Source organism: Achromobacter sp. 1011791174, assembly GCF_059760925.1.
Map to the genome: position 1 here is coordinate 16,313 of NZ_JCBANH010000060.1, position 23,091 is coordinate 39,403.

Below are 23,091 nucleotides of genomic sequence, written 5' to 3' on the forward strand. Positions count from 1 at the left end.
GCGCGGCATTCTTGTTTCATTCACGGGAGATTGTTATGAAGAAGTTGTCCATGCTCGCCGCGCTGGCCTGTATGACCGTGGGCCCGCTGCTGGCCACGTCCGCCCAGGCGCAGTTCGCCAAGCCCGAGGACGCGGTCAAGTACCGCCAGTCGGCGCTTTCGCTGATGGCCTCGCACTTCGGTCGCATGACGCCGGTGATCAAGGGCCAGGCGCCCTACGATGCCGCGCAGATCAAGGCCAACGTCGAAGTCCTGAAGACCCTGTCGGCGCTGCCGTGGACGGCCTTCGGCGCGGGCACGGAAGGCGGCGACGCCCGTCCCGAGATCTGGAGCGATGCCGCCGGCTTCAAGCAGAAGCAGCAGGCCTTCCAGGACAACATCGTCAAGCTCTCGGCCGCCGCCGACGCCGGCGACCTGGACAAGCTGCGCGCCGCCTTCGGCGACGTGGGCGCGAGCTGCAAGGCTTGCCACGACGCGTACCGCAAGAAGAAGTAAGCCGTCGCGGGCCTCACGCCCGTGTCGATGCAACGCCCCCAGGCCGCGCGCCTCGGGGGTGTTTTTCATTGCGCGCCGCCCGCAATGAAAAAGCCGCCCGGATCATCCGGGCGGCTTGCTCTGTGTTTTGTATGTCGTCGTGGCGTCTGAGCGGCTCAGGAGAACGACATGTCCGCGACGATCTCAAGCGAGCGGATCCACAGCACCAATCCGGTCACCATGGCCGCCAGCAGCAGCGCGCGCAGCCAGACGGCGGCGCCATTGTCGGCCGGTGGCGTGCCGGGCGGCACGTCCCTGGCATCGGCCTTGCCGGTGATGATGGCGCGCACCAGGCGCTTGCGGCGCACCAGCGCATACCAGGCCACGGCCAGCAGGTGCAGCGCGACCAGTCCGATGATGACCCACTCGTTGAGCTTGTGCCAGGACGTCATTGCGCCGGCAGTGGCTTCGGCGACGTGGCCGTACAGCGGCCCTTGCACCATGATGTCGTCGGAGGTGAACAGGCCGCTGACCGCCTGGAAGCCCAGCACCAGCAGCAGCGCCAGCACCGACAGCGCCCCCAGCGGATTGTGCCCGGCGGGCGCGGCGGCCCCTTTCAGGTAGCGGGCCACGGCCGCGGGGCCGCGCAGGAACTGGCTGAAACGCGCATAGCGCGGGCCGATGAAGCCCCAGATGAGGCGGAACAGGAGCAGGCCCAGCGTCGCGCAGCCGAAGCGTATGTGCCAGTCCATGTAGAGTCCGCCGAGCTTGACGGTGACGAACGCGCCCACGATACAGACGACCAGCGCCCAGTGGAACAGTCGGGTGGGGAGGTCCCAGATCAGGACGGCTTGGCGGTTGTTCTGCATGGTCGGATCCGCGAGAAAAAAAGCTGCTGCGACTGTATCACGCGGAAATCAGGCCGCCGCCCGGGCGGGCGGCGGTGTTTGCGCGGACTCAGGCCGCGCGGCGGACGGACTCGATGCGATGCACGTGCTCGTGGCGGAAGCGGATGCGCTGGGCGGGCGTCTTCTGCGCCGCGCCGGCCGGCAGGACTTCCGTCGTGTAGGTCGTCATGCCGTCGATGGGCGCGTTGAAGATGACCGCGGCGCGGATCGCCGGGCCATTGGCCGGTTGCAGGTACACGATGTCGCCGATGTGGATCGGCATGTCGTCCAGCTGCGTGTGGGCCGGGCGTCGGACCAGGTCCGAGGTGGTGAAGCGAGTATTCATAGGGTGTTCTCTTTGAAGTTCTTGTTATGGAAAAAGCGGTGTCCGGCCTGGCCATGGCGCCGCGCGGATTCAATATTTCCGCGCCGTGGCGTCATTGGCCCGATCGCGACGTTTCGCGTCGGATCCCAGGACAGACACTAAGGCATTGCCATGACGCCTGTATTGCGCCGGATCATGGCGCGCAGGAGCAAGGCGGTTCGCGCGCGCCGGCGCAGTCTCCGGCGTTGCGCACCCTGAGGCGGGACGCGGCATCCGGCAATGGGCCGGCGGGCGCGTACGCGGCATGGGCGTTGCTGGGCGGCTTGGGCCGTCCCGGTTGGTCCGGGATGTACTCCCAGAATCCCCGAGGGTGGAAAACCGGACTGGCGGTTTTCCAGCGGGGCGCGGAATGCGCCGCGTTGCTGCTGTCGGGCCGGCACGACAAGGTGTCCGATCGTCGAGCGCCGTGGCGCCATGTGGCTTGCGCAAGGCTGGGCAAGGGCCGGGCCGGCAAGCGCAGGGATGTGCCGCTCAAGGCGGCGGGCGGGCCGAAAGGAACCGGTCTTGGTCCGTTCTTTTCTGGTCCGGAAGATTCCGGCCCGTCGTGCTTGTTCTTCTTTCCGGCCTGTCGCGGGCTTTACGCGGCATGTGGATCCGGGCCTACGCTCGTCTGCCCGGAATGGATGCAGCCGTCGCCATTGGGTTGGCTTTCGAGTGCGTTCCGGATCCGGGTTGGCTTTCCGCTGTCGTATGCGCTAAGCCACGCGCTTTTGCCATGTGCTTTTGCCATCAGCCGGCGCGTCGCAGGTTTTGCGCGGCGAGCTTTGTGCTTTGCTTGTGCTTTGGCCGCATGCTTGGGATTCAGTGCCCTGGATCCGGTCCTGCCGGTTGCCTTTTTTATTTAGAAGAACGTAGGCAACAAATGATTATATCCCAACTTTCGATGAAAATCAAGAGCTTGGGGCGAATCGCAGCGAAAGGACCGGACTCTCCCGGTCAATGCGTCGTCGGGCTCGCCTGACGCTGCGCCTCGATGATCAGGCCTTCCAGTCGCGGCGACATGCGCAGCGCCACGTGCGCGGCGGTCGAGCCGTCGGGCAGCTGCTGGGTTTCCAGGGCCAGCCCGATCGCTTCGCCGTCGAACGCCTCGGGCGCGGCCTGGATCTCGACGTAGCGCGCCAGCAACGCGTCCACCGCCTTCTGCGCGTCCGCCAGCGCTTCCTCTGACAGCCGGCCGTCGCCCAGGTACTGGTTGACCACGCGGGCCAGGTCGTTCATGAAGAACAGCAGGGCGGCCGCGCCGCGACAATCGGGCTGGGCGAAGCCCCAGTCGGAGGAAGTGTTCGAGCTCATGGGTGAATGCGGGTCGATGCGGCCGCCGGGGCCGGAAGCCGATGATTGTAGGGGATGCGCGGCTGCCGCCGGTTGGCCCGCGCCGTCCGCGCCGGCAGGCGGCCGTGCTTTGCGGCATACTCTGTGCCCCATGATCGTCCGACCCGCTCTTCTTGCCGATATTCCCAGCCTTGCCGCCATCGAGCGCTCGGCTGCCGCGCGTTTCGCCGGCACGCCCATGCGCTGGGCCGTCGAGGGCGATACCTTGCCCGCGGATGTCCTGCGCCAGGCGCAGGCCGCCGGGCTGCTATGGGTAGCCGAGGCCGACGGCCAGCCGGGCGGGTTCGCGCTGGCCGAACCCATGGATGGGTCGTTGTTCCTGCTGGAAATGTCGGTGGCCTTGCCGCAGCAGGGGCGCGGGCTGGGCTCGGCGCTGCTGGCGGCGGTGATCGCGCACGCCCGCGATTGCGGCTACGCCTCCCTGTTGCTGACCACCGACCGCGAATTGTCCTGGAACGGGCCGTACTATCGACGCCGGGGTTTCTCCGAGCTGGAGCCCGGGCGCCATGGTCCGGGCCTGCGGGCCCGGCTGGACGAAGAGGCCGCGGCGGGCTTCGATCCCGCGCGGCGGGTGGCGATGGCGCATGACCTGCGGCCATGAGCGGCGCGGGCCTGTGTCATATCGCTTCGATGGCAACAAATTCCGCCTGCCGCCGGCGGTGGGTCGGGGCTTCGGGATAATTGGTGTCACGTAGAGTCGCAGGCCGCGCGGCAAGGCATGAGGCCATGCGCGGCCACTGGCGGCGCGGATTGCCTGGTTCGGCATGCGGAATAGGAGGGTAGGCATGGCTTGGCTGCGTATATGCCTGATAGGCCTGGTCGCGGCGTTGGCGCTGCTGCTGGGCGCCTGCGGCAATCGCGAGCCCGAGGCGCGCGCCGCCTTCATCGCGCTGCTGCAGAGCCGCAGCGAGGCCGCCGCCGGCGGACCGGTCGCCCTGCCGTCTCTGAGCAAGGAAGAACGGCAGGCGCTGGGCGATTACGCGCAAGCCTACGGCATCATGTCGGACTACCAGGCCGAGCTGCGCAAGGCCGCGCAGCCGCTGCGCGAGGTGCTGGCCACCGAGACGCTGCGCTCGGTCGGCGATATCGTCGCGCGCCGTGACGCGCTGACGCTGGCCCGCAAGACGCTGCAGGCCAATGTCGCGGCCGTGCGCGAGGCGCGCGCGCGGGCGGACAAGGCCCGTTCCTCGCTGGAACTGCCGCCCGATCTGGCGCCCGCCTATGACGGCGTGTACGACGAATCCCTGACCGCCCCCGCCAACGAGCTGCTGGCCGCGGCCGACACGCTGGATGCCGTGGCGCGCGACGCGCTGGCCATCGCCGATTTCGTGGCGGCGAACGCTGCGGGCATCGAACTGGCCGGGGGCCAGGCGCGCGTGGCCACGCCTTCGCTGCAACAGGCGCTGAACCTGCGCCTGCAAGGCCTGAACGCGCAATCGGACGATCTGGAGCGGGCTCGGGAACAGATCCGTCGGGCGGTGGGTCCGAGCCTGACGGATCCGGCGGCGACGCCCTCGGCCGGGGCGGCGTCGACGCCTGCGACGGGTGTGGTGTCGGCGCCTGCGGCCGGGTCCGCGGCGGCGCCCGCGGCGGTTCGGCGCTAGCGCTTCCGGGCCCAACCAGACCGGACCGCCAGCGGGCGCTGCGACACCGGCTTTGTACAATGCGTTTCTCGCGGCGCCAGCCGCAACAGGGATCGACCATGAGCCAATCCTCCAGCCTGCACTACCGCGTCTTCCTGCTTCTGCTGGCCGGCGTCACCCTCGCGTTCGCCTGGCTGCTGTGGCCGTTCTACGGCGCGGTGTTCTGGGGCGCCATCCTCGCCATCATCTTCGCGCCGCTGCAGCGGCGGTTGAGCGCGCGCCTGGGCGGCCGGCGCAACATGGCGGCGCTGATCACCTTGCTGCTGGTCCTGCTGCTGGTGATCATGCCGGTCGCCTTCATCAGCGGCTCGCTGGTGCGCGAAGGCGCCAATCTCTACCAGAGCATCAAGTCCGGGCAGCTGAATTTCGGCGCCTATTTCCAGCAGGCCATGGAGGCGCTGCCGCCGTCGGTGCATGACCTCCTGGCGCGCTTCGACCTGGCGGACATCCCCAGCCTGCAGGAAAAACTCAGCGCCGGCGCGATGCAGGTCAGCCAGTTCCTGGCGACGCAGGCGCTGAGCATCGGGCAGGACACGTTCCAGTTCGTGATCAGCTTCGGCATCATGCTGTACCTGCTGTTCTTCCTGCTGCGCGACGGGCCCCGCCTGTCGGCGCGCATCAGCCGCGCCATTCCGCTGAGCGAGACCCACAAGCATCACCTGCTGCTCAAGTTCACCACCGTGGTGCGCGCGACCGTCAAGGGCAACATCGCCGTGGCCGCGTCGCAGGGTGCGTTGGGCGGGATCATGTTCTCGATCCTGGGCATCCAGGGCGCCATGCTGTGGGGCGTGATCATGGCCTTCCTGTCGCTGCTGCCGGCGGTGGGCGCGGGCCTGATCTGGGCGCCGGTGGCGATCTATTTCCTCTTGACCGGCGCGACGGTCAAGGGCGTGGTGCTGATTCTGTTCGGCGTGCTGGTCATCGGCATGGTGGACAACATCCTGCGCCCGGTCCTGGTCGGCAAGGACACCAAGATGCCGGACTACGCCGTGCTGATCTCCACGCTGGGCGGCATGGCCTTGTTCGGCCTGAACGGTTTCGTCATCGGTCCCTTGATCGCCGCCTTGTTCATGGCGTGCTGGGACCTGTTCGCGCCCGCGCCGGAAGAGCCGGCGGCGCGGCCGGCAGAGGCGCCGACCCAGCAGGAATAGCGTCTTCGAGCCGGGCCCGGCAGGCCTTGTTCCGTCTTCGCCACGGAACCGGGCCGGCCATGGCCGCGATGGCCGGCAGCATCGATAGGGAGCGCATCGTCATGGAATGGAAACCGCAACGGTCCGGCTGGATCGAAGAGCGCAATTTCGACATCGAGTTCGCCGAAACCCCCGAGGGCTATCACGTCCGCGTGCGGGTGCTGGGCTTTCCGCCGCTGGAAGACACCAGGAACGTGTACCCGAACGCCGCGCTGGCCGAGAAGGGCGCGTTGGCGCTGCTGAGCAGCCAGTTCCCCGGCACGCCGGACCTGGAAGACGCGTAGGCGTATCGCGGACCGGGGCAGGGCCGCCGCCTGCGATGCAGGCAACCCGGCCAGCCATTGAGGCCGGGCGCCGCGGCGGCGCCCCTGGCCCCTTCTAGCGCAGCTGCAGGCGGAAGTCGCCGATGATCAGGTCGCGCTCCTTGGGGGCCTCGGTGCGGATCTGGCCGCCGTCCAGCGCCCATTGCGTTTCGGTGCCGCTGGCCCGCTTTGCGTCCGGTGGCGTTTCCAGCCTGCCCAGATGCTGCCAGCCACCGTCCGTCTTGCGGCGGTACGCTTGCGGCGAACCTTGGGTGGCGTACTTGTTGTCGGCCGTGTAGACGCGCGTGAACAGGACCAGATCTTCCTGGCCGCTGCCGGACAGGTCCACGAACAGCAGCAGGCACGGCGCGTCTCGCTCGTATTGCTTGACGGTCGCGGGCGGCGTTGTGCTCGCCGTCGCGCAAGTCTGCGCCACGTAGGGATTCTGCTGCACGAGGAATTTCCACCAGCCGTCCGGCGCCTGCCGTCCGGCGGGCACGGTGTCAAAGGTGGGCGACGCGGCGATCAGGTCGGTCTTGGGTTCGTCCCAGGAGTAATACTTGCCTGTCAGCGCGCTCGCCGCCGCCTGCGCGATGCGCGGATCGCGCTTGCTGGCGGCGCCGTCGGCCAGCTGGCGCAGGGCATCGCGCCCCCAGCGGCCGTGGTCGTTGCGCATGCTGCTGTAGCGGTATTCGCGCGGTTCCAGGCGGCCGTCCAGCAGGCCCTGCAGCTGGCTTTGCGCGGCGATGCGGCGCGGGTCGGCCACGGGCGTCTGCACCAGCGCCAGCAGGACCAGCGTGGCGAAGGCGGCCACGAGGTTGGTCGTCGCCAGCGTGCCGTAGAAGCCCGCGGGCCGCAGCGCGGCCCAGGCGTAGCCCAGCGCGTACAGCGCCAGCAGGCCGCCGCAATAGAGCGCCCAGACGCGGGGAATGGTCCAGCCGTACTGCCCGACCCGCAGGCCCAGGCCGTACAGCGCCACGGCGGCCAGCGGCAGCAGGCAGAGCATGGCCAGGCGCAGCGTTCTGGACAGGCCCTGGCCGAACGGCGCGGCCCCGGGGCTGTCCTGCCAGGCTGCGTTGATCAGCTTGATCCACAGCGCGCAGAAGGCGATGAGCGCGCCGGCCGACAGCTTGACGGCCTCGAAGCCGAGCGCCATGCGCGCCGCCAGCGCGATGGTGAACGCCAGCCCCACCAGCGCCACCAGCGGCAGCAGCCAGGCGTTCAGCGTGAGCCATGAACGCCGCAACGTGTCGGCGATCTGCGGACGGCGGCGCACGCCGACCAGGCTGACGGCCAGCACGATGGGCCAGGCGGCGATGTGGAAGCGCGCGTGGCCGAGCACGTCCAGCACGGTATTGATGCCGATCATGCGGAACATCATGCCGGCGATCCACAGCAGCACGAACACGCTGATCGACAGGCAGACGGCCAGCGCCAGGTGCACCGTGTTGCGCCACGCGGCGCGGAACACCGCGGGATAATTCCATTGAGGCTGGCGCGGATCGAGTTCCTGGACCAGCGGCAGCAGCACGAAGCCGGCCGCGCCGATCAGGAAGGTGATCAGCATGGGACGCTGGCTGTCCGAGACCACGGCCAGCATGTTTTTGGCGTCCCAGCCCAGTCCGTAGGCGGCCAGCAGGGGCAGTACCAGCACATAGGCGGCAAGCGCGATCAGCCAGCGCGCGCCGCTGCGCATGCCCGACAGCAGCGCGCCGGCCAGCGGCGCGAGCCAGGCGAGCTGCAGCAGGAACACCATGGTGAAGGGCTGATCCCAGGGCCGGTAGCGGTGTATGGCGACAAAATGCAGGCCCAGGCCCAGCAGCGCGGCCAGCAGGCCATAGAACAGCACGGTCCGGTCGGCCGCGTCCAGTCGCTTCGTCGTTTGTGTCATCGGGTCAGAAATCCTCGCTGCGCCAGACCTTCAGCACGCGGCCGAAGACCTCGAAATCCATGCCTTCGGTGATGTCCCAGGCGTCGTACTTGGTGTTCTCGGACTTGGCCCGGACCACCAGGCCGGTGGCGGTGGGGATGCGCTGCAGCCGCTTGATGAAGCCTTCGCTGCCCACACGGAAGAAATAGATCGCATCGTACTCGACCGCCTGCACGCCCCGGTCCACGATCAGGGGATCGCCGGGATTGAACATGGGGCGCATCGAGTCGCCGAAACCCGTGACGATGCACAGGTTCTTCGGGGACGAGAAGCCCCGGACGTTCTTTTGCAGCCATTCCGGGCTGACGTTCCAGCTCTGGATCACGCCGGGCTGATCGCGCAGCTCCAGACCATTGCCCATCGCGCCTCCGGTATCGAATTGGGAAATCAGGACGTTGTCGCGGACCAGCCCGCCCAGCCGCGCATGGCTGAAGGACAGCAGCCGCCCGGCCGGGACTTCCGCGGACTCGCCCGCCAGTTCGTCGTCCCCCAGCGCGCGCCAGAGGTCGGGGTGGGGCTGGTCCATCCAGCTGTCGTGCAGGCCCAGCCCCAGCGAGATCTTGCCGGCCAGGGCGTCGCCGACGCGGCGCGGGTTCTTGTCGCGCTTGCCCTGGAAGCCCTGGAGGATCTGGTCCAGGTACTTGCGGCTGACGCCGGCCCGTTCGGCCAGGCGGTCGACGCCCCCGGCCTCCAGGACCGCGTACTTGAGGTTGTTCAGTCGTATCGAGCGGATATCCATGGTGGTAGCGATGGTAGCAACACGCTACCCAAAAGTACAGTAGCGAATCGCTATTGAAATTTCGGTAGCGAGTCGCTACCATTGATTCTACAAATGAGCTATTCGCGGCGACCGCAGTCAGCGGCGCCGCGCGCCGCGCGGGGCGGCGCTACCCAGGCGCGGGTCCACGCGTCCGATTCGCTACCAAGGAGGTATGTGATTCCCCTGAACTCCCATCCGGCGGCCGCGTCCCAGCCGCAACGGGCCGGCCATATCCGCATCCCGAACTCGCTGTACGACGCCATCACCGCGTTCCCTTTCAAGCTGACGACCCTGCGCGTGCTGCTGGCGGTACTGCGCAAGACCGAAGGCTACGGCAAACAGGAGGACGACTTGTCCGCATCCCAGCTGGCCTCGCTGTGCGGCGCGATGTCGCGCCAGCACGTCACCACGGCGCTGAACGAACTGGCGGCCCTGAACGTCATCCGCAAGCGGCCCGGCCGCTACGGCTGCGTGGTCGGCCTGAACCGGGATCCGGCGCAGTGGCGCCAGCCGGCCAGGCGCGCGGGCGTGTCCGGGACCGGCACGGGTCCGCAAGACGGACCCTTGTCCGAATCGACCGCGCCAGACCGTCCCGTTGCCGGACAGAGCGATCGTCCCGGATTCGGACAAACAACAGACAACCTTCCAACAGACAACCCAGACAACATTCCGGCGGCGAGCCCTGCTTGCGCCGGACCGGCCGCTCCGCCTCCCGTCATCGCGCTCGCGCTGAAAGACGGCTCCGAGTACGCCGTGACCGAGTCCCAGGCCGCCGAGTGGAGAGCCGCCTACCGTGAACTGAATGTGGACGCCGAGCTTCTGCGCATGCGCGCCTGGCTCGACGCGAAACCGCAGAACCGCAAGACACGCCGCGGCATCGGCGCGTTCGTGGTGGGCTGGCTGAACCGGTCCCTCGAACGCCGCCAGGCCCAGGCTTCAACCACGAGGGTGAACGCGCATGCACGCTTCGAACAGCAGGACTACCGCGCCGGGGTGGCGGCCGATGGCTCGTTTTAGTTTTCCCACCGAACCCAGGACCTGCGAACGCCACGGCGATTTCCTGGACCTGAAGATGCCGGCGGGCTGGGCGGGCTGCCCGCGCTGCAACGGCGAGCGCATCGCCCGCGAAGATGCGGGCAAGGCCGCCGCGGCCACATCGGCGCACCGGCGCCAGGTGGCCGACAGCCTGCTAGGCCGCGCGGCCATTCCCGCGCGCTTCGCCGACAAGCGGCTCGACAACTTCGCGCCGCACGCCGAGGGCCCGCGGCGCGCGCTGGAACTGGCCCGCCGCTACGCCGACGGCTTCGGCGCCGAGGCCGCGAAGTCCGGCGCCAGCCTGGTGTTCTGCGGCGGCGTCGGCGCGGGCAAGACCCATCTGGCCGTGGGCATCGCCCATCGCCTCATGGAGCAGGGCCGCATCGCGGTCTTCACCTCGGTGATCAACGCCATCCGCCGGGTCAAGGACACCTACCGCCGCGACAGCGGCCAGTCTGAGGCCCAGGTGGTGGCCGGCTTCATCCGGCCCGACCTGCTGATCCTGGATGAAGTGGGCGTCCAGTTCGGCAGCGAGACCGAGAAGATGATCCTGTTCGAAATCATCAACGGCCGCTACGAGCAGCTCAAGCCCACCATCGTGATCAGCAACCTGGCCAAGGACGCGCTCACCGACTACCTGGGCGAACGCGTGGTCGACCGGCTGCGCGAAGGCGGCGGGCGCATGCTGATCTTCGACTGGCCCAGCTACCGCAGGCAGGCCGCCTAGGCGCGGCTCGCGGGGCGCAGACAGGGCGCAGGCAGGAAGCCGGCAAGGACAACAAGATGAAGAAGGAACGCAACATGGAAAAGGAACGCAATATGGGTTATCCCCGTTGGGTCGAAGACGAGCTGTGGAACTGGTCGCGCTGGTGCTGGCTGGGCGACTGGCCGCAGCCCGATCCCAACGTCAAGTGCATCTCGGCCGAACGGGCCTACCGCGCGCCGGCCGGCCCGGACGACGAGCCGGCGCCGATCCCGGTGCACATGGACCACGCGCGCAAGGTGCAAAAGCTGTACGACTCGCTGGCGCACGTCGAGCAGCGCGTGCTGCAGGCCGAGTATCCGCGCCGCCACGAATACGCCGGCCTGACCGCGGGCGAGCGCATCACGCGCGCCTGCGACAGGCTGGACATCAGCCCGGTCTACTACAAGATCGCGCTCGGCCACATGAAGGATCAGGTGCGGAGGGCCTTCCAATGAAGTACGCGAAGGAAGTGCTGGATCTGATGTCGGCCTTTCCCGGCCGCGAGTGGCGCATGGCCGAACTGGTGCGCGACGCCTCTGGCGGCCGCGAGCTGGCGCGCCGCGAGCGCGACGCCATGCGCCAGGCCATCCTGCGCGTGCTCGAGGCGCTGCAGGATTGCGGCCAGGTGCAGCGCATCGAGTACGCGCGCAATTCGCTGACCTACGCCTGGGGCGAGGTGCGACACGAGCAAGCTTGCGCCTGCGACTGATCATGCGACAATTCCTCCGGGCCATTGCGTCTTGCGCGAGCGGCCCGCAAGCCTGAAACCAAAGCCCGCCGATGCGGGCTTTTTGTTTGATGTGTCAGGCCTGCGCTTGCTTGGACAGGCGTCATTTCCGCCGCGCTTTGATCACCGCGAACCGCTGGCGACGCCGCGCCGAGTGCGACACCCTCCACGTTGCCGATGCGACGAATGATGCGACAATACGTCCGGGCCATTGCGTCTTGCGCAAGCGGCCCGACGAACCGAACACCCACCCGCGCAAGCGGGTTTTTTTACGCCCCGGATATTCCCGCGCAGGGAATGCCGGGGCGTTTTGCTTGGCGCCGTCCAGCGGCCTGCCGCCTCGCCATTTCCTGCTCGCTCCGGGTCCCGTCTCCCCCCGGCACGCGAGCCGGCGGCTTGAGGCGGCAGCCCGGTGGGCGACAGCCGGAATCCGCCGCACACAGGCCGCACGCACATGCAACGCGGCACCGCGCTCTTCGCGCAGCAAAGCCGGCCTTCCGCCTCCAGGCAACTGGATTCCCACCACCGGCCTTCGGGCCGGCCCAATCTTTCCGGGCGCGTCCCGCCCGTCACGCTACAGGAGTGAATCATGCCGCAGCCGCATGCACAGGCCGCGTCGCGGGCGTATCGCCGCCTTGGCCCGGCCGCCACCAGCGGTCCCCTGACGGGAGCCGCGCATGGCGAATAACTCCGCCACCGGCGGCTACCTGTTGCCTCTGCAGGCGTCTCCGCCCCTGGAAGACGCCGAACTGGAGGCCGTGTTCCAGGGCTATATCGCCGGCGTGTCCGGCCTGCCCAGCAACCTGGTTCGTACGCGCTGGCCGGCGGCCGGCGCGGAACCGCCCGCGCCCGACCAGACCTGGTGCCTCATGGACATCCGGTCACAGGCCGCGGACGCCGCTCCTGCCGTGACACACGATCCGGCCGGGGAGGGGACTGATTCCCTTGTTCGGCACGAGAGCATCGAAGTGCTGTGCTCGATGATCGGCCCGCGCGCGCTGCGCCACGCGGCGCAGCTGCGCGACGGCTCGGCCGTGCCGCAGAACCGCGAAGCCCTGCAGGCGCAGGACATGGCGGTGACCGGCGCGGGGCCCATCCAGGCCAGGCACGAACAAGTGAATCAGCAGTGGATTCGGCAGTACGACATCAGCCTGCGCTTCGCGCGCAGAGTGAAGCGCGTCTATCCGGTCCTGAATCTTCTGTCGGCGCCAGTCACGACGCATGCCGCGTCCGTGTCGTCGACGGATTTCGTCAACTACCTTGCAGATTAAGGGATCTACCACCATGGCTAATGGATTGCCGGTATCGCGCCTGATCAACGTCACGATCAACATGTCGCCGCTGGCGGCGCAGGGCGCCAACCTCAACACCGCCCTGCTGCTGGGCTCGTCCGCCGTCATCGACACGGGCGAGCGCATGCGCTCCTATGGCGGCATCGACGCCGTCGCGGCGGACTTCGGCATCACGGCGCCGGAATACCGCGCCGCGCTGCTGTACTTCCAGCAGACGCCGCAGCCGTCGCAGCTCTACATCGGCCGCTGGGCCAAAGCCGCGACCTCGGCCACCCTGCGCGGCGCCGTGCTGTCGGCCGCCGAGAAGCAGATGTCGGTCTGGACCGCCGTCAAGGCCGGCGGCTTCAAGCTGAGCGTCGACGGCGTCGAGAAGACGGCCACGGGCCTGGACTTCTCCACGGCGACCAACCTGAACGGCGTCGCCTCCATCATCGGCGCCGCGCTGGCCGGCACCACGGTGCAATGGAACGGCTCGCAGTTCGTCGTCACGTCCACCACGTCCGGCGCCAGCTCGACGCTGGGCTACGCCTCGGCGCCCGCCACCGGCACCGACGTGTCGGACATGCTGGGCCTGAGCGCCGCCAAGGCGTCCGCGCCCGTGGCCGGCATCGTTGCCGAAACGCCCGCGGCGGCCGTCTCGCTGTTCCTGGATCGTTTCGCCAACAAGTTCCTGGGCCTGACCTTCGCCGACAGCCTGACCGACGCCCAGCACCTGGCCGTGGCCGAGCTGATCGAAGCCGACCAGCGCCACCTGTACGGCGTGTCGACCCAGGCGCCGCAGGTGCTGGACCCGACCAACGCCGACGACATCGCCAGCCGCCTGAAGGCGCTGAAGTACAAGTACTCGATCGTGCAGTTCTCCAGCGCCAGCCCCTACGCCGTGGCCTCGCTGCTGGGCCGCATGCTGACGGTGAACTTCAACGCCAACAACACCACCATCACGCTGATGTACAAGCAGGAGCCCGGCATCGTCGCCGAGACCCTGAGCAGCAGCCAGGCCGACACGCTGGCGGCCAAGCGCTGCAACGTGTTCGTCAACTACGACAACGACACGGCCATCATTCAGTACGGCGTGACGCCCAGCGGCATCTTCATCGACTCGGTCTACAACGCGATCTGGTTCCGCAACCGCGTGCAGACCGACGTCTACAACCTGCTCTACACCAGCCCCACCAAGGTGCCCCAGACCGACGCCGGCAACCAGCTGATCGCCTCGGTGATCGAGGCCGCCTGCGAAGCCGCGGTCAACAACGGCTATCTGGCGCCGGGCGTGTGGAACTCGGCGGGCTTCGGCGCGCTGAAGCAGGGTGATCCGCTGTCCAAGGGCTACTACGTGTACGCCCCGGCCATCGCCACGCAGTCGCAAGCCGACCGCGAGGCGCGCAAGGCCGTTCCGTTCCAGGTCGCCGCCAAGGAAGCCGGCGCCATCCACACCGTCGACGTCCTCGTCACGGTCAATCGCTAAACAGGAGCACAGCAGATGTCTACCTATTCGTTCGCTGATATCAGCGCCAGCCTCGTCGGTCCCGGCGGCGCAATCTCGCTGGGGTATGGCTCGGGCGTGGCCGACGAGGGCATCGCCATCGCCGCCAAGGCCGAGAAGAGCGCCATGACCGTGGGCGCCGACGGCGAAGTCATGCACACCCTGCGCGCCGACAAGAGCGGCACCGTGACGCTGACCTACCTGAAGACCTCGCCGGTCAACGCGCAGCTGCAGGCCCTGTACGACGCTCAGTCGCTGGACAGCCGCCTGTGGGGCAAGAACCTGATCACGGTCACCAACCCGTCGACGGGCGACGTGACCACCTGCCGCTCGTGCGCGTTCAGCAAGAAGCCGGATCTGTCCTACAAGAAGGACGGCGACACGGTGAAGTGGACCTTCGACGCGGCCAAGATCGACACGATCCTCGGCATTTACTGAGCACGGCGCCATGGCATTGGAAATCGACCTGAACGGCCACCGGTATTCCATCGGAAAACTGAGCGCCAAGCAGCAGTTCCACATGTCGCGCCGCATCGCCCCGATCGTTCCCACGCTGATCCCCGTGTTCGTCCGCCTGGCGGCGGGCGGCAAGCGGATCAGCGAGGATCCGGGCGGCATGGCCGATGTGCTCCAACCCCTGGCCGATGGCCTGGCCGCGATGAAGGACGAGGACGCCGAGTACGTGCTCGACACCTGCATGCAGGCGGTGCAGCGCAAGCAGGAGCACGGCTGGGCCAACATCTGGTCGGCCAGCCAGCGCGTGCCGATGTTCCAGGACATCGACCTGGCCGTCATGCTGCCGCTGGCGCTGCGCGTGATCACCGAGAACCTCGGGCCTTTTATTCAAGGGCTGCTTACCAGCCAGACCGGCAGCCCCGAGGCGACACAGGCTGGCTGAAGCGCCTGCCTGGCGGCGAGGACTGGCTGCTGGCGCCGGTCCTCGAGGGACTCTGCAAGTACGAGTCCCTCAAGGACGGCACGCTGGACCTGGCCGACATCGCGCTCCTGAACGACGCCTTGTCGGTCCGGGCAGACAACAAGGCGGAAGCGCACCGCCGCTACATGGCAGAGAAAAATGACTAGTATTTCCGTGCCCGTGGATGCGGGCGGAACCGCGACCTTCAAGATAGACAAGGGGCAGATGGATCAGCTGATGTCGCAGCTGGGCCAGCTCAGCGACCAGGGCAAGCCGTCCCGGTCCGAGAAGCTGATGCAGGCGCTGCAGACGTTCGTGGACCGGGCCCATACCGTGGTCAGCTTCGCCGAGAGCCGCCTCGAACGCTTTGAAAACGCGTTCATGGCGGCGCGCCTGGCGGGCACATCGGGCAGGGAGCTGCGCGCGCTGGAGGCGGCCGGGCAGGAATTCGGCCTGTCGGCCGAAGCCATGCGCAATGGCGTGCAGGCGCTCTATCGCTCCGTGCGCGATGATCCCGAGGCCGCGGCAGCCCTGCGCAACCAAGGCATCAGCACGCATGATGACGAAGGCAATCAACGCAGCACCGCCGATCTGGCGCGAGCGCTGAGCAATGTGCTGCAGAAGCTCGATGGCAAGCAGGCGAACGAGCTGGGCAAGCAGCTCAATCTTGACGCCTCCGTGATCGAGGCGCTGCGCAACCCCGCGTTCCCGGCACAGGCCGACAGCGCGTATGCCGGCCTGGAAGGCAGCAAGGTCGACGCCGCCGGCGAACGCGCTCATCGCGTGATGACTTCCGTTCGTGAGGTCGGACGCCAGCTGGACAGTGTGTTCGCGCAGGCCTTCCTGACCATGGCCGACAAGCTTGAACCATTCCTGCAGAACGTCGCCACCTGGCTGAAGGAAAACGGCACGCTGTTGGGCACACGTCTGGGCGAAGTCGGAAATTTCTTCATCTCCATCCTGTCCGGGCTGGGACCACTGATCTCCATGTTTCAGTGGTTGGACGAGGCGACCGGCGGATTCTCCACGCAACTTACGCTGGCGCTGGGCGGCCTGTTGCTGCTCGGTGGCGGCGGCGTGATCAGGGGACTGTTCAGCCTGCTGTCGTCCTTGTCGAAGGCAACCGGTTTGACCGAGTTCCTGGGGAAACAGTGGACGCGGTTGAAAGATGCCCTGGGTCCGATGGCGGAGCGGGCTGGAGCCGCGATGCGTTCGGCATTCTCCCGCATGGGCAACTTCCTGCTGTCGTCGGGCAGGGCGATGGCGACGGGCATCGGTCAGATGGCCGCCAATGCCTGGGCCCGGCTGGGCACGTTCGCGACGCAGGCGGGGAGCTTCGTGGCCAATGGCCTGAGCGCCGTCGGCAGGGCGGTGGCGCAGACCGCCGAGTCGCTGTGGTCCAGGGTCACATCGTGGTTCGGACGCGCGTCGGCGTCGCTGGGAGAACTGTCCGGCCAGGCCGCGCGGGTTGGCACCCGTGTCGGCGGCGGCGCGGCGCTGATGCTGATGCCGAGCGAACTGGGAGACGATCAGCTGGAGCTGAAGAAGCTTCAGTACCGGCGCGCCAACGGCCTGCCCCTGGACGGTTCGGCCGATCCCGATCAGGACGGTCTTGAAGGCAGCGTGATGCAGTACTACGTCAAGCCAGATGGGCCGGAACCTGCGCGCACCGCGCCCTATCCGTCGTCGCCGACGGCCGACCGACTGAGCCGCATGTTGAACCCGGCCAGCATCGAACCGTGGCAAGGCTATGCGCCGGGTTTGGCGGGCACCGGCCTGCTGGGCCTGCCAGGAATGCCGCCGGCGCAACCCGGCGTCACCTCGGCAACCGTGAACGCCAACACCACCATCAACGTGCACGGCGTATCCGACCCGCTGGCCGTCGGCAACGCTGTCGCCAACGAGCAGAACCGGGTCAACAGCGACCTGGCCCGCAATACGCGAGGAGCAATGGAGTGAACGAGCTCGACTTCCAAGGGGCCGACATGGTCGGCCTGTCGTCCAAGCGCATCGGCGACATCCTCATCCAGGCGACCACCAGCGAGTCCTACGACGACACGCTGTCCATCACCAGCCACCCGGTCGAGTCCGGCCCTTATGGCAACTCGGTGATCAGCGACCACGCCTACAAGCAGCCGCTGACCGTGACGCTGAAGTGCGGCTGGAGCAACGCTTCCTACGAGGCGCTGCTGGGCGCCAGGGCGATGGACGTGGCCAACGGCAAGGCTGCCGCCGACGACTACGCGACCGCGATCTATTCGCAGCTGCTGAGCCTGCAGGAAGCGCGCGAGCCGATCGAGGTGGTCACCAGCCGCCGGCGCTACGTGAACATGCTCATCGAGAGCCTGGGCGTCGAGCACAACCTGGCCAGCTCGGGCGCGCTGTTCGTGACCGTCAAGCTGCGCGAGGTGATCGTGGCGCAGACCCGCGTCACCTCGCTGCCGCCCTACGCGCACCAGCAGCAGAAGGAAAAGACGGCCGACAGGCAGAACCTGGGCACGAAGTCGCCCAAGCCCGTGGCCGCGCCATTCGACGGCCCGCGGGCCTCGACCTAGGAGACGACCATGAACTACTTCGAAATCCCGCTGTCGCCGATCCCGCAGGTGTTCGCCATCTCGCTGGGCGGAGAGGATTACCGGCTGACGCTGCAATACCGCGACGGCTGGATCCTCGACGTGGCCGACGACCTGGGCAAACCGCTGGTGTCGGGCCTGCCGCTGGTGACCGGGCTGGACCTGCTGGCGCAGCATCGTCATCTGGGTTTTGCAGGCGGGCTGTGGGTCAAGGGCGCGGAATCGCCCGACGACGCACCCACCTTCAACGACCTGGGACGCGGCTCCCATCTCTACTGGGCGGCTGAATGACATGGCCGACATACCGATGATGGAACCCGTCACCACCTACGGCGATCCGGTGGCGGACGAGGCGGGCGTGCGCCAGTGGGGCCGCAAGGTCTCGCTGATCGTGGGCGGCGAAGAGGCGCTGGACCTGTCCGAACTGAGTTTCAGCTTCGAGATCAAGCGCAACGACGCCAGCTCGCCCAACACCGCGACCATCAAGGTGATGAACGCCAGCGCCGAAACCGCCAGCATGGTGCAGAAGGAGTTCACCCGCGTGGTGCTGCAGGCCGGCTACGAAGGCAACTACGGCGTGATCTTCCACGGCAATCTGGTGCGCGCCAAATGGGGCAAGTCCGGCGGCGTCGACACCGTGCTGAACCTGACCGCCGCCGATGGCGACCAGGCCTACAACTTCGCCGTGGTGAACACCACCCTGCCCAAGGGCGCGACCAAGGCCGACAAGCTGCGGCTGCTGTGCTCGGCCATGAACCCCTATGGGGTCAAGCAGGGCTACGCGCCCGAGCTGGACGGCAAGGCCTCGATCCGCGGCACGGTGATGTCCGGCATGGCGCGCAGCTACATGAATGATGTCTGCGGCAGCGCCAACGCGCTGTGGAGCATCCAGGACGGCAAGGTCAACGTCGTGCCGGAGACTGCCTACATGCCCGGTTCGGTGCCGGTCATCTCGCACGAGACCGGCCTGGTCGGCATGCCCGAGCAGGCCGAGAACGGCATCAAGCTGCGCATGCTGCTCAATCCCAGCATCCGCGTCGGCGGGCTGATCCACCTGGACAACAGCCGCATCGCCGAATACGGCTTCCAGGCCAAGGCGGGCGCCAAGCGCGACGGCGGCAAGAAGGCCGAGGCGGAAGTCGACCGCAGCGAGCAGCGCAAGATCAGCAGCGATGGCTACTACTACGTGATGGTGGTCGAGCATCGCGGCAACACGCGCGGCGGCGATTGGTACACGGACGTGCTGTGCGTGGCCACCGACGCGACGCTGTACCCGGGCGATCTCGGGCAGGCCGGCCCCGGCGGCGGCGATGGCAAGGCCGCCAACGTCGTCAAGTAGGCGGCGCGCGTTTCAGATGACCCAGGCAGGATGACTCATGAACCGACTTGAAAGCTTGAACGATCCGGAAGCCAGCTTGCGCGCCGGTATGCGCGGCGCGCTGGCCGAAACCTGGACCGCCATGCCGGCCGTGATCGTGGACTTCGATCCGGTGGCGATGACGTGCTCGGCGCAGCCCGCGATCCGCGCGCGCGTCACGGCGCCCTCGGGCGGCCAGCAGCACGTGCCGCTGCCGCTGCTGCTCGATTGCCCCGTCTACTTTCCGTCGGGCGGCAATTGCACGCTGACCTTTCCGGTCAAGCCCGGCGACGAATGCCTGGTGGTGTTCGCCTCGCGCTGCATCGACGCCTGGTGGCAGTCGGGCGGCGTGCAGGACCAGGCGGAAATGCGCATGCACGACCTGTCCGACGGCTTCGTCTTCGTGGGGGTGCGCTCGCAGCCGCGCGTGCTGCCGTCGGTCAACACCGGCGCCACCGAGCTGCGCAGCGATGACGGCTCGACCTTTCTGCGGCTGGACCCTGCCAGCCAGAAGGTGAAGATCGTGGCGCCAGGCGGTTTCGAGGTCGTGGCGCCGGTGTCCGAGTTCTCGGATCAGGTGCTGGTCAAGGGGCTGCTCAGCTACGTCGCCGGCCTGGTCGGCAGCGGCGGCCAGGGCAGCGCCGCGCGCATCACCGGCGCGCTCAATGTGATCGGCCAGATCGTCGCCAACGGCAAGCGGGTCGACGACACCCATACCCATACCGCGCAAGGCGCCAACGCGGCCACCACGCCGCCCAACTGAGGACACCTATGCGTTACCGAAAACTCGACGCCGACGGGGACTACTCGTTCGGCGCGCGGCAGGCCGACTTTTTCCGGGACTCTCCGGACACCGTCGCGCAGGCTGTCAAGACGCGGCTGATGCTATTGCGCGGCGAGTGGTTCCTGGACTCGACCGAGGGCATGCCCTGGCAGGGCGAGGTGCTGGGCAAGCAGCCCCGCGCCAGCTACGACTGGGCCATCCGCCAGCGCATGCTGGGCACGCCCGGCGTGACCGGCATCAGCGACTACGCCAGCCGCCTTGATCCGCAAAGCCGCGGCCTGAGCGTCACGGCAACCCTTACAACCCTTTATGGCTTGGCCATCGTGCAGGCGGCTCTATGACGATACTCTCTACCGCTCCGGTGATCGACGCCGCGGGCATACGCGCGCCGAGCTACGGCGAGGTGCTGCAATACTTCAAGGACCAGTACCGCAACATCTACGGCGCGGACACCTACCTGGAGGCCGACAGCCAGGACGGCCAGCTGCTGGCCGTGTTCGCGATGGCGATCCACGACGCCAACACCGCGGCCGTCCAGGTCTACAACGCTTTCTCGCCGGCCACGGCCTCGGGCGCGGCGCTGTCCAGCAACGTCAAGATCAACGGCCTGGCGCGCGGCGTGGCCACGCGCTCGTCGGTCGATCTGCGCATCGTGGGGCAGGGCGGCACCACCATCGCCGGCGGCGTGGCGCTGGACGGCGATCGCGTGCAGTGGGAGCTGCCCGCCAGCGTCACCATCCCGCCGGCTGGCGAGATCACGGTCACCGCGCTGTGCCGCCAGGTCGGCGCCGTGGCCGCCGCGCCGGGCTCCATCACGCGCATCGGCACGCCCACGCTGGGCTGGCAGTCCGTGACCAACCCCGCCGCCGCCACGCCCGGCGCGCCCGTCGAAAGCGACGCGGCGCTGCGGGTCCGGCAAGCCGTGTCGGTGGCGCTGCCGTCGCGCACCGTGCTGGAGGGCACGGTCGGCGCGGTGGCGTCCGTGCCGGGCGTGCTGCGGCACGTCGCCTACGAGAACGACACGGCCGTCGCGGATGCCAATGGCCTGCCGCCGCACAGCATCGCGCTGGTGGTGGACGGCGGCGACGCAGGCCTGATCGCCAGCGCCATCGCCGCCAAGAAGACGCCCGGCACCGGCACGCATGGCTCGACCAGCGTGGTGGTCACCGACATCTACGGCATCGCGCATCCGATCCGCTTCTTCCGGCCCATTCGCGTGCCGGTGTCCGCCGAGATCCAGATGCGCGCGCTGGCCGGCTACACCACGGCCACGGGCCAGGCGGTGCAGCGGGCGGTGGCGGACTACATCAATGGCGTGGCCATCGGCGGCGGCGCCAGCGCGTCCGTGGAATGGGCCGACGCCATCTCGGCAGCCAATGGCGTGCCGGGCAGCGGTACTTTCAAGATCACCGGCCTGGCGCTGCGCCGGTCGTCCGGCAACGGCGCGCCCGACGTGGCGCTCGCCTTCAACGAGGCGGCGTCGACCACGCCCGACGCGGTCAAGATCACGGTGAGCGGGTGAGCGACATGGCCAATGCTGACGAATATCTCGGGCTGCTGTCGGCCTACCACCGTCCGCGGCCCAGGTTCGGCGCCACCGTGGCGGCGGTCTGCGGCGCGGCGGCTGCCGTGCGCGACCTGTACGCGGGCATGCCGGACGCCTTCGACCTGGACCTGGCCATCGGTGCGCAGCTGGACGCCGTGGGCCGCTGGATCGGGCTGGGACGTCGCGTCGCCACGCCGATCTCCGGCGTGTATTTCGCGCTGGACATCGACGGCCTGGGCATGGACCAGGGCGTCTGGCAGGGGCCCTTCGATCCGGACAACGGCCTGACCGTGCTGGACGACGACACCTACCGGCTGCTGCTGCGGGCCAAGATCGGCGCCAACCACTGGGACGGCACGCTGGAAACCTCGGCCGCCATTCTGAACCAGATCTTCCAGGGCGGCACCCACGTGCTGATCGAGGACAACGGCGACATGTCGGTGGACATCGGCGTGGCCGGCGCGCCGCCTTCGGCGCTGTTCCTGGCCCTGCTGACCGGCGGCTACATCCCGCTCAAGCCCGAAGGCGTGCGCATCAAGTACTACGTGCTTCCCTCGGGCGAGGGGCCGCTGTTCGGTTTTGACGTGCAGAACCAATACATCTCGGGGTTCGACAACGGACTCTGGGGATCGCTGTTTACCGGTTGAATTCGCCGGTTCAATAAGGAAAACACTCCGTGGCTATCAATCAAATCCTTCCCTTCGGCACCGCCGCCGGCGCCAACGTGCTCGCACCCGCCGACTATCAGGCCCTGGCCAGCCGCAATGCCGGCTTCTCGGCCGGCACCGCCAAGTCCAAAGAGCTGAACACCGTCTGGCGCCAGGCGTCCTTCGTGGCCGCCATGCTCGGCCAGTACATCGCCGACAAGAGCGGCCAGGACGTGCTGGACAACGGCGACCTGGCCGCGCTGCAGGCCAAGTTCGTGGCCGCCCTGGCCGCCTCGCCGGCCTTCACCGGCACGCCCACCGCGCCCACGCCCGTCGCCGGCGACAAGAGCGGCAAGCTCGCCACCACCGCTTTCGTGGCCGGCAACTTCCCCCGCGTCTGCTCGATCGGCGCGCTGCCGACACAGGACATCGGCCCCATCATCGTGGCGGAATGCTCCGAGGTCTGGACCTGGGTATCCACCCCGTACTACACCGGCTACCGCTCGCCGCTCTGCGGCCGTCCGGTGGACGGTCACACCGTCACCCCGCTGGCCAGCGAAGTCGACGCGGTCGGCGGCGAGCTGAGCAAGACCGACTATGCGCGCCTGTGGGGGTATGCGCGCGAGAACAATCTGGTGGTGTCGGATGCTGTCTGGACCGCGAACCGTGGGGCACATTACTTCGCGGATGTCAGCGGGACGACGTTCCGGGTGCCGGATTTGCGGAATATGTTCCGGCGGTATACGGGGACTGACGCTGACACTGCAAATGCGAGGGGGCTGGCGAGCAGGCAGGCTGACGCAAGTCAACGCATCGCGGGCCGCATGTATCTTCGCCCCATTGTCGCGGGAGTTGCGCAGATACTTAATACTCCGACGGGTCCGTTCAATGTACTTGCGGAGCAAGGCAGTCCTGGGGCCTCGCTTGTGGCAATGGACCAAACCCCGAACAACTACGGAACGCAGTCAGTTGTGGCCTTTGACTCAGCATATGTGACTCGGACGTCTAGCGAGACCCGTCCTACGAACGTCGCTTTCGCTCCACGGATTCACCTCTGACGTCTGCTTCACTGCAAATGCGAGAG

29 protein-coding genes are annotated in these 23,091 nt (G+C 67.9%); 24 read left to right on the forward strand and 5 right to left on the reverse strand.

The annotated features are described in order from the left end of the window. Positions 1 to 35 precede the first annotated feature (35 nt). A complete protein-coding gene (locus AC6LJ5_RS19555; protein WP_498141353.1) occupies positions 36 to 494 on the forward strand; it encodes a c-type cytochrome in 459 nt (152 codons plus the stop codon). Between the two features lie 155 nt (positions 495 to 649). Here AC6LJ5_RS19555 and AC6LJ5_RS19560 read toward each other — a convergent pair whose 3' ends face one another. Both AC6LJ5_RS19560 and AC6LJ5_RS19565 read right to left on the reverse strand, forming a co-directional pair. Further along, positions 650 to 1,342, reverse strand: a complete 693-nt coding sequence (locus AC6LJ5_RS19560) for a cytochrome b/b6 domain-containing protein (protein WP_498141354.1) — start codon at positions 1,340 to 1,342, stop codon at positions 650 to 652. Positions 1,343 to 1,430: 88 nt separating this feature from the next. Next, on the reverse strand, positions 1,431 to 1,706 hold the full coding sequence (locus AC6LJ5_RS19565; RefSeq protein WP_498141355.1) for a hypothetical protein: 276 nt from the start codon (positions 1,704 to 1,706) through the stop codon (positions 1,431 to 1,433). 26 nt (positions 1,707 to 1,732) lie between these two features. On the opposite strand from AC6LJ5_RS19565, the gene AC6LJ5_RS19570 reads away from it, so the two are divergent. Then, entirely contained in the window at positions 1,733 to 2,590 is an 858-nt protein-coding gene (locus AC6LJ5_RS19570; RefSeq protein WP_498141356.1) for a hypothetical protein, read from the forward strand. A 91-nt stretch (positions 2,591 to 2,681) separates the two neighbouring features. Here AC6LJ5_RS19570 and AC6LJ5_RS19575 read toward each other — a convergent pair whose 3' ends face one another. After that, positions 2,682 to 3,038 carry a hypothetical protein gene (locus AC6LJ5_RS19575; protein ID WP_103273514.1) on the reverse strand — a complete coding sequence of 119 codons (357 nt, stop codon included), beginning with the start codon at positions 3,036 to 3,038 and terminating at the stop codon, positions 2,682 to 2,684. A gap of 130 nt (positions 3,039 to 3,168) precedes the next feature. Between AC6LJ5_RS19575 and AC6LJ5_RS19580 the strand changes: the two genes are divergently transcribed. The 4 genes from AC6LJ5_RS19580 (at position 3,169) to AC6LJ5_RS19595 (ending at position 6,194) form a co-directional block, all read left to right on the forward strand. Then, positions 3,169 to 3,678, forward strand: a complete 510-nt coding sequence (locus AC6LJ5_RS19580) for a GNAT family N-acetyltransferase (RefSeq protein WP_498141357.1) — start codon at positions 3,169 to 3,171, stop codon at positions 3,676 to 3,678. A 184-nt stretch (positions 3,679 to 3,862) separates the two neighbouring features. Then, entirely contained in the window at positions 3,863 to 4,681 is an 819-nt protein-coding gene (locus tag AC6LJ5_RS19585) for a DUF3053 family protein (RefSeq protein ID WP_498141358.1), read from the forward strand. A gap of 98 nt (positions 4,682 to 4,779) precedes the next feature. Beyond that, positions 4,780 to 5,871, forward strand: coding sequence for an AI-2E family transporter (locus AC6LJ5_RS19590; protein ID WP_103276382.1), 1,092 nt, complete (start codon positions 4,780 to 4,782; stop codon positions 5,869 to 5,871). Between the two features lie 101 nt (positions 5,872 to 5,972). Continuing rightward, positions 5,973 to 6,194, forward strand: a complete 222-nt coding sequence (locus AC6LJ5_RS19595) for a hypothetical protein (protein WP_212319785.1) — start codon at positions 5,973 to 5,975, stop codon at positions 6,192 to 6,194. A gap of 94 nt (positions 6,195 to 6,288) precedes the next feature. Here AC6LJ5_RS19595 and AC6LJ5_RS19600 read toward each other — a convergent pair whose 3' ends face one another. Together AC6LJ5_RS19600 and AC6LJ5_RS19605 are read right to left on the reverse strand one after the other, a co-directional pair. Next, the gene (locus AC6LJ5_RS19600; RefSeq protein ID WP_103273516.1) at positions 6,289 to 8,103 is read right to left on the reverse strand and encodes a DUF4153 domain-containing protein; all 1,815 of its coding nucleotides are present in this window, start codon (positions 8,101 to 8,103) and stop codon (positions 6,289 to 6,291) included. Between the two features lie 4 nt (positions 8,104 to 8,107). Continuing rightward, positions 8,108 to 8,881, reverse strand: a complete 774-nt coding sequence (locus AC6LJ5_RS19605; RefSeq protein ID WP_103273517.1) for a S24 family peptidase — start codon at positions 8,879 to 8,881, stop codon at positions 8,108 to 8,110. 195 nt (positions 8,882 to 9,076) lie between these two features. On the opposite strand from AC6LJ5_RS19605, the gene AC6LJ5_RS19610 reads away from it, so the two are divergent. From AC6LJ5_RS19610 to AC6LJ5_RS19695, 18 genes are all read left to right on the forward strand, one after another. Next, complete coding sequence (locus AC6LJ5_RS19610) at positions 9,077 to 9,919, forward strand: replication protein (RefSeq protein WP_498141359.1); 843 nt, start codon at positions 9,077 to 9,079, stop codon at positions 9,917 to 9,919. Then, positions 9,906 to 10,664, forward strand: coding sequence for an ATP-binding protein (locus AC6LJ5_RS19615; protein WP_103273519.1), 759 nt, complete (start codon positions 9,906 to 9,908; stop codon positions 10,662 to 10,664). The genes AC6LJ5_RS19610 and AC6LJ5_RS19615 overlap by 14 nt, the downstream gene beginning before the upstream one ends. 56 nt (positions 10,665 to 10,720) lie before the next feature. Next, a complete protein-coding gene (locus AC6LJ5_RS19620; RefSeq protein ID WP_103273520.1) occupies positions 10,721 to 11,137 on the forward strand; it encodes a hypothetical protein in 417 nt (138 codons plus the stop codon). Beyond that, on the forward strand, positions 11,134 to 11,391 hold the full coding sequence (locus tag AC6LJ5_RS19625; RefSeq protein WP_103273521.1) for a hypothetical protein: 258 nt from the start codon (positions 11,134 to 11,136) through the stop codon (positions 11,389 to 11,391). The genes AC6LJ5_RS19620 and AC6LJ5_RS19625 overlap by 4 nt, the downstream gene beginning before the upstream one ends. A 695-nt stretch (positions 11,392 to 12,086) precedes the next feature. Continuing rightward, positions 12,087 to 12,680 carry a phage neck terminator protein gene (locus AC6LJ5_RS19630; RefSeq protein ID WP_103273522.1) on the forward strand — a complete coding sequence of 198 codons (594 nt, stop codon included), beginning with the start codon at positions 12,087 to 12,089 and terminating at the stop codon, positions 12,678 to 12,680. Between the two features lie 13 nt (positions 12,681 to 12,693). Continuing rightward, positions 12,694 to 14,166 carry a DUF3383 domain-containing protein gene (locus tag AC6LJ5_RS19635; RefSeq protein WP_103273523.1) on the forward strand — a complete coding sequence of 491 codons (1,473 nt, stop codon included), beginning with the start codon at positions 12,694 to 12,696 and terminating at the stop codon, positions 14,164 to 14,166. Positions 14,167 to 14,181: 15 nt separating this feature from the next. After that, complete coding sequence (locus tag AC6LJ5_RS19640) at positions 14,182 to 14,622, forward strand: phage structural protein (protein WP_212319763.1); 441 nt, start codon at positions 14,182 to 14,184, stop codon at positions 14,620 to 14,622. A gap of 10 nt (positions 14,623 to 14,632) precedes the next feature. Continuing rightward, entirely contained in the window at positions 14,633 to 15,082 is a 450-nt protein-coding gene (locus tag AC6LJ5_RS19645) for a phage tail assembly chaperone (RefSeq protein WP_103273525.1), read from the forward strand. A gap of 29 nt (positions 15,083 to 15,111) precedes the next feature. Then, a complete protein-coding gene (locus tag AC6LJ5_RS19650) occupies positions 15,112 to 15,267 on the forward strand; it encodes a DUF6889 family protein (RefSeq protein ID WP_498141365.1) in 156 nt (51 codons plus the stop codon). After that, a complete protein-coding gene (locus AC6LJ5_RS19655; RefSeq protein WP_498141360.1) occupies positions 15,260 to 17,059 on the forward strand; it encodes a phage tail protein in 1,800 nt (599 codons plus the stop codon). Before AC6LJ5_RS19650 ends, AC6LJ5_RS19655 begins: the two co-directional genes overlap by 8 nt. Continuing rightward, the gene (locus tag AC6LJ5_RS19660) at positions 17,056 to 17,655 is read left to right on the forward strand and encodes a phage baseplate protein (RefSeq protein WP_392412993.1); all 600 of its coding nucleotides are present in this window, start codon (positions 17,056 to 17,058) and stop codon (positions 17,653 to 17,655) included. The genes AC6LJ5_RS19655 and AC6LJ5_RS19660 overlap by 4 nt, the downstream gene beginning before the upstream one ends. A 9-nt stretch (positions 17,656 to 17,664) precedes the next feature. Continuing rightward, entirely contained in the window at positions 17,665 to 17,964 is a 300-nt protein-coding gene (locus AC6LJ5_RS19665) for a phage baseplate plug family protein (protein WP_103273528.1), read from the forward strand. A 1-nt stretch (position 17,965) separates the two neighbouring features. Beyond that, positions 17,966 to 19,012 carry a phage protein gene (locus AC6LJ5_RS19670; protein ID WP_233772784.1) on the forward strand — a complete coding sequence of 349 codons (1,047 nt, stop codon included), beginning with the start codon at positions 17,966 to 17,968 and terminating at the stop codon, positions 19,010 to 19,012. Between the two features lie 37 nt (positions 19,013 to 19,049). Further along, a complete protein-coding gene (locus AC6LJ5_RS19675; protein ID WP_498141361.1) occupies positions 19,050 to 19,793 on the forward strand; it encodes a Gp138 family membrane-puncturing spike protein in 744 nt (247 codons plus the stop codon). An 8-nt stretch (positions 19,794 to 19,801) separates the two neighbouring features. Further along, the gene (locus tag AC6LJ5_RS19680; protein ID WP_103273530.1) at positions 19,802 to 20,155 is read left to right on the forward strand and encodes a contractile injection system sheath initiator; all 354 of its coding nucleotides are present in this window, start codon (positions 19,802 to 19,804) and stop codon (positions 20,153 to 20,155) included. Continuing rightward, complete coding sequence (locus AC6LJ5_RS19685) at positions 20,152 to 21,336, forward strand: baseplate J/gp47 family protein (RefSeq protein WP_498141362.1); 1,185 nt, start codon at positions 20,152 to 20,154, stop codon at positions 21,334 to 21,336. The genes AC6LJ5_RS19680 and AC6LJ5_RS19685 overlap by 4 nt, the downstream gene beginning before the upstream one ends. Before the next feature lie 5 nt (positions 21,337 to 21,341). Continuing rightward, positions 21,342 to 22,007 (forward strand): DUF2612 domain-containing protein, encoded by a 666-nt coding sequence (locus AC6LJ5_RS19690; RefSeq protein ID WP_498141363.1) that lies wholly within the window; start codon positions 21,342 to 21,344, stop codon positions 22,005 to 22,007. Positions 22,008 to 22,036: 29 nt separating this feature from the next. Next, complete coding sequence (locus AC6LJ5_RS19695; RefSeq protein ID WP_498141364.1) at positions 22,037 to 23,065, forward strand: hypothetical protein; 1,029 nt, start codon at positions 22,037 to 22,039, stop codon at positions 23,063 to 23,065. The last annotated feature ends 26 nt before the right edge of the window (positions 23,066 to 23,091 follow it).